Consider the following 11,481-nt stretch of genomic DNA (forward strand, 5'->3'; position numbering starts at 1 on the left):
GGGGTGGTTGGGGGGTCTCAGACAGTGGTCTTCTCGGGCTCGGCCTTCTGCTCGTTGTCCGCGAGGGCGGCGAGGAAGCGCTCGGCGTCGAGAGCGGCGGAGCAGCCGGTGCCGGCCGCGGTGATGGCCTGACGGTAGGTGTGGTCGACGACGTCACCGGCTCCGAAGACACCGGTGAGGTTGGTGCGGGTGGAGGGCGAGTCGACCTTCAGGTAGCCCTCCTCATCCAGGTCCAGCTGGCCCTTGAAGAGCTCGGTCCGCGGGTCGTGGCCGATCGCGATGAACAGACCCGTCACCGGCAGGTCCGACAGCTCGCCGGTCTTGACGTTGCGCAGCTTCAGGCCGGAGAGCTTCTGGTCGCCCTGGATCTCCGCCACCTCGCTGTCCCAGACGAACTTGATCTTCGGGTCGGCGAAGGCGCGCTCCTGCATGGCCTTGGACGCACGCAGCGTGTCCCGGCGGTGGACGATCGTCACGGACTTGGCGAAGCGGGAGAGGAAGGTGGCCTCCTCCATGGCGGTGTCGCCGCCACCGATCACCGCGATGTCCTGCTCCCTGAAGAAGAAGCCGTCACAGGTGGCGCACCAGGACACACCGCGGCCGGAGAGGGCGTCCTCGTTCGGCAGGCCGAGCTTGCGGTGCTGCGAGCCGGTGGTGACGATGACGGCCTTGGCCCGGTGCACCGTGCCCGAGGTGTCCGTGACGGTCTTGATCTCGCCCGTCAGGTCGACGGTGACCACATCGTCCGGGATCAGCTCGGCACCGAAGCGCTCGGCCTGGGCCCGCATGTTGTCCATGAGCTCGGGGCCCATGATGCCGTCGCGGAAGCCGGGGAAGTTCTCCACCTCGGTGGTGTTCATCAGCGCACCACCTGCGGTGACGGCGCCCTCGAACACCAGCGGCTTCAGCGACGCGCGCGCGGTGTAGAGCGCCGCTGTGTAGCCGGCAGGCCCGGAGCCGATGATGATCACGTTACGGACGTCGCTCACGGCTTGATTCCTCGTCTCTGGACTGTGACCTACTGCCGGGGGGAGCTTCTCTCGCTGCTCTCACCCCACCCAACGGATCCTAAGGGGCGCGCATTCCCGCTGTGCCCGGGCACACGGAGCTGCCTCAATGTAAGGAGTACCGCGCAGTGCGGTGACCAGGCGTGTGCGCTCAGGAACGCGCGTAGGAGCGCGAGAGCAGAACCTTGGCAGCGGTCTGCGGATGGTGGACACACGTCGCGTCGACGACGTAGGCCGTGACGTGTGTGCCGCTTCCGGAGACGTCGGGCAACACCAGGAGATAGGCGTCCTTGCCGCCGTAGGTGCCCTCCTCGGCGGCGAGCGGGGTGGCGTTGCTCTGGAGGCCTTGCCGGACGCATGAGGGGACAGAGACGGTAGGCGCGCTCTTGAGTACGTTCGGGCTGTCGCTGCCGGACTTCTCGGACTGGGGAGCGGAGTCCGCACCGAAGCTGTGCGGGGCATGGGTGGTGCCCTGTGTCTTCTGGGTCTTGTCGAGCAGAGTCGCGACCCGGTTCTGGAGCGTCCCCTCGGCGAAGGTGTCCGCAGAGGCGCTCGACCGGCCGTGAGCCGCGCTGTCGGCTCCCTTGTCGTCGTGCAGGGACGACAGCACCACGGAGGCGACACCAAGGGCGGCGACGGCGAAGGCGGTGCCCAGGACGGTGACCCTGCGGCGCCCGCGACGGGTGCGGGACTTGCGGCCTGGGCCCGTGCCGGCGGCGCGGGGTCGGCCTGCCGGACGGTCCGTGGCCGATGTTTCACGTGAAACATGCGAGCCATCGGCATCGCGACCGTCGACCGGATCGTCCGTGGGAACGCTGCCGCGTTCCGCGGCGAGCGCCGCATCGATGCGTTCCGCGATGTCCTGCGGCATCTCCAGCGGCTCCGCCGGGGCCCCGAGCAGCCTTCGGATCTCCTCCAGCGACGCGTGGACATCGGCGCATGACGCGCACTCGTCCAGGTGCAGGTGGAGCTCCTCGGCCCGGGATGAAGAGAGTAGGCCCTCGGTGAGGTCGGAGATCTCGGTGACGTCCGGGTGCCCGGCCGTATCCGTCGTGGATGTCACGCTCGCCCACCTCCGCCCTTCACAGCAGCTGAATCACTTGGCCCGGTGTCCTGCGTACTCCTGTCCTGAGGAGCCGCTGCCGGTGGGACGGATGTCCCCTGCGCCCGGTTCCGTCCCGTGCCCGGTTCTTTCTCGTCCTTCTCGTCGCCGGGGCTGCCCGGCCGTAGATGGGTGAGCAGCGGCAGGAGCCTGGCTCTGCCCCGGGCGCAGCGGCTCTTCACCGTGCCGGTCGGGACGTCGAGGATGCGGGCGGCCTCGGCGACGGGGTAGCCCTGCATGTCCACGAGCACCAGCGCGGCCCGCTGGTCGGGCGGGAGGGTGCTCAGCGCCTCGACGAGCTGCCGCTGCACGTCGTTCCTCTCGGCGGGTGCCGAGGCTGACTCGTGCGGCTCCAGCAGCTGCTCCAGCCGCTCGGTGTCTTCCACCGGTGAGGTCTTCCGCGTGGCCGCCTTGCGGGCCCGGTCCAGGCAGGCGTTCACCGTGATCCGGTGCAGCCAGGTTGTGACGGCCGACTGGCCGCGGAAGGTGTGGGCGGCCCGGTAGGCGGAGACGAACGCGTCCTGCACGGCGTCGGCGGCCTCCTCACGGTCCCCCAGCGTGCGCAGAGCGACCGCCCAGAGACGGTCGCGATGCCGCCGTACGAGCTCGCCGAAGGCGTCGGGGTCGCCGGCCACGTGGCGGGACAGGAGGTCCTGGTCGCCCACGTCACCGTAGGCGGTGTCGTCCGCCATCGGCCCCTCCCCCCTCGGCGAGACGTCAGCCCGTGAACTTCACATCGGTGATGGCCTGTTTGTAGCCGGCGCCGCTGTATCCATCACTCGGTGCGCTGGGCACGTCCGTGATCCACAGCAGTACGAACTGCGTCTTCAACTGCTTCGCCGCCTTCACCGTGAGAGATGTCCCACTGGTGGTCGCGGTTCCGATCTCCTTCATCCCGTCGATGCCGGTCGAAGGGGTCAGAGAGTCCGTCGCGTAGAGGTGGACCGTGGTGTGGTCACCGGGGTAGCGGAGCCCTATCGTCGCCGTCGAGACCGTCTTGGCCGAGCCGAGGTCGTAGATGATGCCGACGCCCGGCTTGTAGGGAGCAAGCTTGGGCCCGGCGTTGTAGCGCTTGGTCCGCCAGTACGTGGAGCTGTTGCCGTCGTAGGTGTTGCCGACGTCTCCGGGAGCCTGGGCGTCACCGCTGACGACGTATTCCTGAGCGTTCCGGATCTGAATGGGCACGGCCGGCTTCGGCTGCTGCTCGTTCTTGTCGTTGCCGTCCTGCGTCTGGGTCTGGCTGTCCTTGGTGGACTTGCCGCCCTGGTCCATCAGGGCGTCGGCGAGTTGCCAGCTGCCCAGGCCCAGGGCCGCGATGAGGAGGGCCGAGACGGCCCACTTCAGGGCCTTGCCGGTGCGGCTCTGCAGCGGGGGCGGCGGGGCCGGGACCGGCTGGACGGCACCTGGGCGCGGCGCCGGACGGCCGTACGTGCCCTGCTGATAGGACGTGCCCTGGTACTCCGGCGGCGCGGTGAACGCGGGCTCCGGCGGACGCACGCGCGGCATCTCGCCGATCGCCTTCACCAGTTCCTCCGGCGTGGTGCACGGGGACTCGTGGCGGGAGGCGGTGGCGCCGTCGTTGGCGAGGGCGCGCATGGCGAGCTCGGACAGACCGCGATGGATGCCGGCGCGCACCTGGTCGGGGGCGATGAGGCCGAGGTCCTTGGGCAGGCCGGTCAGACCGTAGGCGTCGTTCTCGTAGGGCCAGCGCTGGGTGAGCGCCGCGTACAGCAGGGCGCCGATCGCCTCGGTGTCGGTGCGCTGCGGGGTGTCGGAGCTGATGCCGCGCAGTGCGGCGTTGACCGCGAGGCCGCGGATGCGCCACTGGCCGGTGGAGGTGCGCAGCACGGCATTGGGATTCAGCCGCAGATGGGCGAGGCCCTCGCGGTGCGCGGCGGCCATGGCGGAGGCGACCTGGCTGACCAACTGGTAGGCGTCGTGCGGCTCCAGCGGCCCGGCGGACAGCAGCGTCGTCAGTTCGGTGGCGTCCGGCAGCCATTCGTGGACGACGTAGACGAGGTCGTTCTCCTCCACGGCGTCGAGGACCTGCACGAAGCGGGGATCGCCCAGCAGAGCGGAGGAACGGGCCGCGGCCAGCACGGAGCGGGCGCGGGTGTGATCCGCGGGCAGGACGTGGACGCCGACGGCACGGCGGAGTTTCTCGTCCACCGCGCGCCAACTGCTGAACCCGTCCAGACGGGTGACGCACTCCTCAAGGCGGTAGCGTCTGGCCAGTTTGTGACCGCTGTGCAGTTCCGGCGGCGAGGCCTTCTTTCCGGGACGCTCGTGCCCGCCGTTCCCCTGTGCCTCGTCGATGTCCGTGTCCCGCTCCCGGTTCTGGGCCACCCCGTCGGCCGTGGACTGGTCCGCCTCGGCGGTCAGCGACTTGTCGCCGCTGTTGTCTGCCACGTCGACGGCAGCCGTGCTCCGTTCCGCCACCGTCGCTCCTGCCTCCCCATTCATCGCGCGCTGTCCGACGCCGAAACCAATTGTGCCCACAGTCCGCTGCTATGCACGACACACAGCCGCGGACGATGGTTGTGCGTGTACCCCCGCCTCAACGTCCCAGCCGACCGCGGACCATGCCGACGAGCGAGTTGAGTTCCTCGATGCGCATCCGGCGGGCGGCGACGAAGAAGACGCCCAGCAGCAGCGCTCCGCCGGCCAGCAGCGCGGCGAACGACCCGACGACGCCCTGGCCGAGGGCGTGACCGATGGCGTAGCAGGCCGCGCCGCTGAGCAGGGCCGCCGGGACCGCCGCGATGCACAGCCGGGTGTACGTCCGCATCACGCGCGCCCCGTCGAGGTCGCCGCCGAGCCGCTTGCGCAGCCGGTTCCAGGCGACGCCCACGCCGATGGCGTAGGCGAGACCGTACGCGGCGGACATGCCGATCACGGACCAGCGGGCCGGGAGCAGGAAGTAACACAGGCCCGAGGCGCTCGCGTTGACCGCGGCCACGATGACCGTGTTGTAGAAGGGAGTCCGGGTGTCCTCGTAGGCGTAGAAGGCGCGCAGGACGACGTACTGCACCGAGTACGGGATCAGGCCGAGGCCGAAGGCCATCAGCATGTAGCCCATGTTGGTGGCCTCGCTGGTGCCCGAGGAACCGAAGATCAGTGTGCACATCGGGATGCCGAGCGAGAGGAAGCCGAAGGCGACCGGCACGATCGCGACGGCCGTGGTGCGCAGGCCCTGCGAGATGTCGTCGCGGACGGCGCCGGCGTCGCCCTCGTGGGCCGAGCGGGAGATGCGCGGCAGCAGGGCCGCCATGAGGGAGACGGTGATGATGGCCTGCGGCAGGCCCCAGATCAGCTGGGCGTTGGCGTAGGCGGCGAAGCCTGTGCCGTCGATGGGCGAGTCCTTGCCCGCCGCGGTCGACAGCCGCGTGACGATGATCGCGCCGGCCTGGTTGGCGAGCACGAAGAGGACGGTCCACTTGGCGAGCGTGGCGGCCTTGCCGAGGCCGTGTCCCCGCCAGTCGAAGCGCAGGCGCAGGCGGAACCCGGTCTCTCGCAGGTAGGGAATCATCGCGAGGGCCTGGACGACGAGGCCCAGCAGGATGCCGACCCCGAGGAGGCGCTGGCCGTCCGCGGGGATGTTCGTGACCTTCATACCGGAGTCCGCGGCGGTGCCGTACACCCAGATGAACATGCCGAGCGTCACGATGATGACGATGTTGTTCAGGACCGGGGTCCACATCATCGCGCCGAACTTCCCGCGCGCGTTGAGGACCTGTCCCATCACCACGTGGATGCCCATGAAGAAGATCGTGGGCACGAAGTACCGGACGAAGGTGATGGCGACCTCGTCGGCCGCCGGATCGGCTGCCACGGACGGCGACAGCAGACGGACCAGGAGAGGCGCCGCGACGACCGCGAGCACGGTGAGCGCGCCCAGTGCCACCATGACCAGGGTCAGCAGCCGGTTGGCGTAAGCCTCACCGCCGTCCTCGTCCTCCTTCATGGTCCGCACGAGCTGCGGCACGAAGACGGAGTTGAGGCCGCCGCCGACGGTCAGGATGTAGATCATCGTCGGCAGCTGGTAGGCGACCTGGAACGTGTCGCCGAGCACGCCGACACCCAGCGCGGAGACGATCATCGCGGAGCGGATGAACCCGGTGAGCCGGGAGACCATCGTGCCCGCCGCCATCACGGCGCTCGACTTCAGCAGACCGGCGGCCTTCCCGCCCTTCTTCGCCGCCGGGGCGGCGGCGGGTGCGGCGGCGGCTGCCGGTGCAGCGGTCTCGGTGCCGGCCGGAGCGCCGTAGGGACCAGCCGGGCCCTGACCGGCCGCCGGGGCCGGCGCCGGGCCGGGGAACGAGGGCACCTCCATCGGCGGGCGCCCGCCCATCCCCTGCGGGGTCTGGTAGGCGTGCGGACCGGAGGCCGGGGGCTGGTAGCCGCTCTGGCGAGGGTCGTAGCCGTGCTGTCCGGCGTCCTGGTAGCCGCTCTGGCGCGGGTCCTGGTAGCCGCCCTGCTGCTGGTCACGGAAGAGGTGGGCGAAGGCGTCCGGCTCGTGGTGCTCCTCGCCGGAGTGGCTGACCAGGTCGTCGACGCCCACGAACTGCGTGGTGCGGGGGTCCTCGCCGTACGGCAGGTACTGGGTGGCTCCGGACGGCTCCGGCGGCGGTGTCTGCGCCCACAGGCGGGGGTCCGGGGCGTACGGAGACTGCGGCGGGCTGCCGTAGAGCGGCTGCTGCGGCCCGTACGTGCCCGGGGGCGGCGGTGGGTGTGCGGCACGGTCGTACAGCGCCTCGCCGACCGGGTCCTGTGCGGTCAGGTCCTGCGCCCGGTAGGGGTCCTCGGAGTAGGCGTCCTGGAGGTACATGTCCGCCGGAGGCTGCTGCGGCTGCTGACCGTGTTCGGGGGGCGGGGCGTCGTGGTGACCCGAGCCGTCCACGGCCTGGCCGCGGTCACCGTCGTACGGCGCGTTCATGCTTACCCCACCTCATCGTCCCGGGCCCTCCGGGCCTCGACATCCTCAACGGTCCACTTTCTCACCCGTGCCGGACGGGTCGCCGTTTTCCGCTGCGGTGTCCGGTGCCGGGTCACTCGCGTGCTCCGGGGCGTCTGCCCGGGAACCGGAGCCCGACTCCTCTGTGAGACGTTCGGCGGGGGCCTCGGGGTTCTCCGGCCCGCCGTCGCCCGGTTCGGCAGCGCTCGCACCGGACTCGTCGGGGCCGCCGGAGCCGTCCCCGGCGTCCTGCGTGTCCTGTGCGGTCTCCGCCTTCTCCCTGGCCGCCGCTCGCTTGCGCTGGGTGTACATGCGGAAGCCGGCGAGGACGAGGAGCAGCACGCCGCCGCCGATGACCAGCATCACGGTGGCGGTGATCTCGGTGACCTTCACGTCGAAGGTGACAGGAGCGCCGTACTCCTGGCCGTCCTGCGTGTACAGCTGGGCGATCACCGTCACGGGGCCGTTGGCGTTGGCCGACGTGGTGAACTTCACGGACTGGCTGTGGCCGCCGGAGACCGTCACCTGCTGCTCCGAGTAGGCCTTGCCGCCGATCTTGAGACGGGTGGGGTTGGTCGAGGTGAGCCGCAGCACCAGATGGTCGACGCCCTGCACCAGGTTGTTCTGCACGGTCACGGGGATCGTGGCGCTGTGGCCGGAGAGCTTCGTCTCCGACTTGTCGATCAGCTTGACCTCTTCGGAGAGGTCGTCGAGGTAGGCCTCCACACCGTCCCGGAAGCTCTCCGCGTCGCTGTTCCGTCCGCGCCACGACGTGGACATCTCGCGGTTCATGGCCCGTCCGAACGGCGTGACGACCCGGGACTCGTCGGTGAGCACGACCTTGAAGTTGTCGACCTTGTCCTGCGTTCTGGCGATCACCGCGAAGGCGGGTCGCCGGAGCTCACGCTTGCGCAGCGAGGAGGGGTAGTCCGAGGTCGAGGGGACCGTGGTCGTGGCGGCGGGGTCCGGCTTGGCCTTGGCGGCCGCGGCCAGGTCCTGGGACTCGGACCAGGTGCTCTGCTGGAGGGCGGTCAAGGCCTGCGCCATGGCCTGGGCCTGGCTCGCGCTGGGCATGCGCTGCGGGGCGACGACGATGCTGCGCTGCCTGCCCGTCTGGTTGTCGAGCTCCAGGCTCTGGGCGAGGAAGCGCTGCACGGCGAGCGTGCCGCTGCCGGCCCGCGTCAGGTCGCCCTCGAACGCCGTCGAAAGCCGTGCGTCGGTGACGACGGCCGTGGTGCCACCGCCGATCGGGCGGGCCGCGGAGGGCGTGTAGGTGAGGCTGTCGGGCTCCTGGATGCTGTCGCTGCGCGCGATGACCTTGTCCGCACCCGCGGAGGTGGCGACCCTGACGATCGACGGGTCGACGGCGCCGTCCACCGGCCAGGCGAAGTCCGTGTCCGGTTTCACGTGGAGCACCGTCTCCACCGTGCTGGCGGCGACGTCGGTGGCGTCCTTGAGCTGGCTCAGCGAGCCGGTGACGCTCGTGCCGCGGTGGGCGAGGGATGCCAGGTCCGGGTCGCCGAAGGGCAGCGCCACGACCTCCTTGCCCGTCACCGCCTGCTGCAGCTCGGCGAGCCACTGTTTGGCGACGGCCTGGTGGGTGCCGGCGACGGGGGTCGCACCGGCCTTCGTCTGCACGCGGTAGTTGCGCGTCATGGCGTCGACGGACGCCAGCAGGTCCGGATCGATCACCCAGGTGACGTCCAGGTCCTTGCCCAGGGTCAGCATCCGCTCCAGCCGGCCGCCGGGCGCGATGTCCTTGGCGAGGTCGTCGTTGAGGAAGACCGGTGTCTGCTGCGCTCCGGGACCCGTCTCCGCCGTCATGTGGGCGGTGGACACGAGCGGCCACAGGTATGTCGTCCTCGTCTTCGTGTCCGCCTCGTCGGGCTGCCACGGCAGGAACGTGTGCTGGATGCCCAGCACCTGCTCCCACGGCTGCGCGGACGTCTGACCGGACAGCGAGACGGAGAACTCGTAGACCCCGTCCGCGCCGAGGTCCAGCTTGTCGACCGGCACGGAGATGCTGAAGTGCTCGGCGACGCCGGGGGCGAGCTCGGCGAACTTCTGGACGTACTTGTCGCCGATCTCGAAGCCGTCGACGCCCGGTTCGAAGTCGGTGCGCCGGGCGACGGCGTCGATCTCGGATCGGGTACCCAGTTCCGGGCCGACCCGCAGACCCACGTGGGCGCCGGTGACCGCCTGCTTGCCGTTGTTCGTCACGGTGCCCGAGACGGTCAGCGTGTCGCCGTCCGAGGGCGCGTTGGGGCTGAGCGAGTCGAGGGAGACGGCCACCGTGCCCGAGCCGGAGGCGGCCTGGAGCGAGTCCTGGCCGGTGGCGTGCGCGCTCGAGGCGGCCGGGAACTGGAGCAGCCCGGTCAGCAGCGGCGCCCCGGCGAGCAGTGCCCCGGCCCGCCGCAGCCAGCGGCGGGCAGGTGAGGGACTGGTCCCCTGGAAGTCTGCCGCCTCGGCCACGCGCTCGCCCGTCCCTCGTCGTCAGTGGTCGTCGGAATGTGCGTCCACGCATGGTAACGATGCCCGCCGAGAGGAAGTGCCGCGGAGGCGGTCACAAGATCGGTGGCTGTGCGAGGACGCCCTGGATATGCCCGTATCCGGGGATGCTGTTCATTACGTCACAAACGCGAGGGTTGTGCATGGAGGGAGGCGGGAGACGGCCGTAGATGGATCCGTGGAAGAAGGGGGAGGACTACTCGTGGAAAGAGAAGGGGAGTGGTCGCCGTGCGTGTGGGCGGCTGCCCCGGCCCGAGGCCGGAGCCGGCCCGGGGCCGTCAGGCGCGAGGGCGGAGGCGACCCGGTGCCGCGTATGACGACACGGCCGGGCGCCCGGGGCACGTACCCTTTTCTGTTGTGCCGAACGCCAACGATGACACTCCCACTGCCCTGAGCCAGGTGCAGCAGCGCGCGGTGAGCGAACTGCTGCGAGTGGCCCCCGTCGCCGACGACCTCGCGCGCCGCTTCCAGGAGGCCGGGTTCTCGCTCGCCCTGGTCGGCGGCTCGGTCCGGGACGCGCTGCTCGGCCGGCTCGGCAACGACCTGGACTTCACGACCGACGCCCGTCCCGAGGACGTACTGAAGATCGTGCGGCCCTGGGCGGACGCCGTGTGGGACGTCGGCATCGCCTTCGGCACGGTCGGCGCCCAGAAGGAGGCCCGCGTCGGAGAGGTCGATCGATGCTTCCAGATCGAGGTGACGACCTACCGGTCCGAGGCCTACGACCGCACCTCGCGCAAGCCCGAGGTGTCGTACGGCGACTCCATCGAGGAGGACCTCGTCCGGCGTGACTTCACCGTCAACGCGATGGCGGTGGCGCTCCCGGAGAAGCGGTTCATCGACCCGCACGGTGGTCTCGAGGACCTCGCGGCGCGCGTGCTGCGCACCCCCGGCACGCCCGAGGAGTCCTTCTCCGACGACCCGCTGCGCATGATGCGGGCCGCGCGTTTCGCCGCCCAGCTCGACTTCGAGGTCGCCGCCGAGGTCGTCAAGGCGATGAAGGAGATGGCCGGACGTATCGAGATCGTCTCCGCCGAGCGCGTACGGGACGAGCTGAACAAGCTGATCCTGTCGGCCCACCCGCGTAAGGGCCTGTCCCTTCTCGTCGACACGGGGATCGCCGACCGGGTGCTGCCCGAGCTGCCGGCCCTGCGTCTGGAGAGCGACGAGCACCACCGGCACAAGGACGTCTACGACCACACGCTGATCGTCCTGGAGCAGGCGATCGCCCTGGAGGAGAACGGCCCCGACCTCACGCTGCGGCTGGCCGCGCTGCTGCACGACATCGGCAAGCCGCGCACCCGCCGCTTCGAGAAGGACGGCCGGGTTTCCTTCCACCACCACGAGGTGGTCGGCGCGAAGATGACCAAGAAGCGCATGACCGCTCTGAAGTATTCCAACGAGTTGGTGAAGGACGTCTCCCGTCTCGTCGAGCTGCATCTGCGGTTCCACGGCTACGGCACCGGCGAGTGGACGGACTCCGCGGTCCGCCGTTACGTCCGCGACGCCGGACCTCTCCTCGACCGTCTCCACAAGCTGACCCGCTCCGACTGCACCACGCGCAACAAGCGCAAGGCGGGCGCGCTGTCCCGCGCGTACGACGGCCTGGAGGAGCGCATCGCGCAGCTGAAGGAGCAGGAGGAGCTCGACTCGATCCGCCCGGACCTGGACGGTAACCAGATCATGGAGGTCCTGGGCATCAAGCCCGGTCCGGCCGTCGGTCGCGCATACAAGCACATGCTGGAGCTCCGCCTCGAGAACGGGCCGATGGGGCACGACGCGGCGGTGGCTGCTCTGAAGGAGTGGTGGGCCGAGCAGGGCTGAGGTCGTGGAACGAGGTCATGTTTCACGTGAAACATGACCCCGGAGGGGTCGAGGGCCGAACCTGACATGACGGAGGGGCGACGTTT

The 11,481-nt window shown here is 70.2% G+C and carries 7 protein-coding genes; 1 reads left to right on the forward strand and 6 read right to left on the reverse strand.

Translation table 11 applies throughout. The features are described 5' to 3' along the window. Positions 1-17: 17 nt before the first annotated feature. The 6 genes from trxB to BZY54_RS11595 all read right to left on the reverse strand — a co-directional run bounded on the left by trxB (position 18) and on the right by BZY54_RS11595 (position 9,535). Entirely contained in the window at positions 18-989 is a 972-nt protein-coding gene (trxB, locus tag BZY54_RS11570; RefSeq protein WP_086725081.1) for a thioredoxin-disulfide reductase, read from the reverse strand. Between the two features lie 169 nt (positions 990-1,158). Beyond that, positions 1,159-2,070 carry an anti-sigma factor family protein gene (locus BZY54_RS11575; RefSeq protein ID WP_086725082.1) on the reverse strand — a complete coding sequence of 304 codons (912 nt, stop codon included), beginning with the start codon at positions 2,068-2,070 and terminating at the stop codon, positions 1,159-1,161. After that, positions 2,067-2,801, reverse strand: a complete 735-nt coding sequence (sigM, locus tag BZY54_RS11580) for an RNA polymerase sigma factor SigM (protein WP_086725083.1) — start codon at positions 2,799-2,801, stop codon at positions 2,067-2,069. Before sigM ends, BZY54_RS11575 begins: the two co-directional genes overlap by 4 nt. 25 nt (positions 2,802-2,826) lie before the next feature. Continuing rightward, a complete protein-coding gene (locus tag BZY54_RS11585) occupies positions 2,827-4,548 on the reverse strand; it encodes a protein kinase family protein (RefSeq protein WP_086725084.1) in 1,722 nt (573 codons plus the stop codon). A gap of 118 nt (positions 4,549-4,666) precedes the next feature. Further along, on the reverse strand, positions 4,667-7,045 hold the full coding sequence (gene murJ / locus BZY54_RS11590; RefSeq protein WP_086725085.1) for a murein biosynthesis integral membrane protein MurJ: 2,379 nt from the start codon (positions 7,043-7,045) through the stop codon (positions 4,667-4,669). Positions 7,046-7,090: 45 nt separating this feature from the next. Next, the gene (locus BZY54_RS11595) at positions 7,091-9,535 is read right to left on the reverse strand and encodes a DUF6049 family protein (RefSeq protein WP_086725086.1); all 2,445 of its coding nucleotides are present in this window, start codon (positions 9,533-9,535) and stop codon (positions 7,091-7,093) included. Positions 9,536-9,928: 393 nt separating this feature from the next. Between BZY54_RS11595 and BZY54_RS11600 the strand changes: the two genes are divergently transcribed. Then, entirely contained in the window at positions 9,929-11,395 is a 1,467-nt protein-coding gene (locus BZY54_RS11600; protein WP_086725087.1) for a CCA tRNA nucleotidyltransferase, read from the forward strand. Positions 11,396-11,481: the final 86 nt, after the last annotated feature.

Origin of the sequence: Streptomyces carpinensis (assembly GCF_002154505.1) — a bacterium.
Lineage (GTDB): Bacteria > Actinomycetota > Actinomycetes > Streptomycetales > Streptomycetaceae > Streptomyces > Streptomyces carpinensis.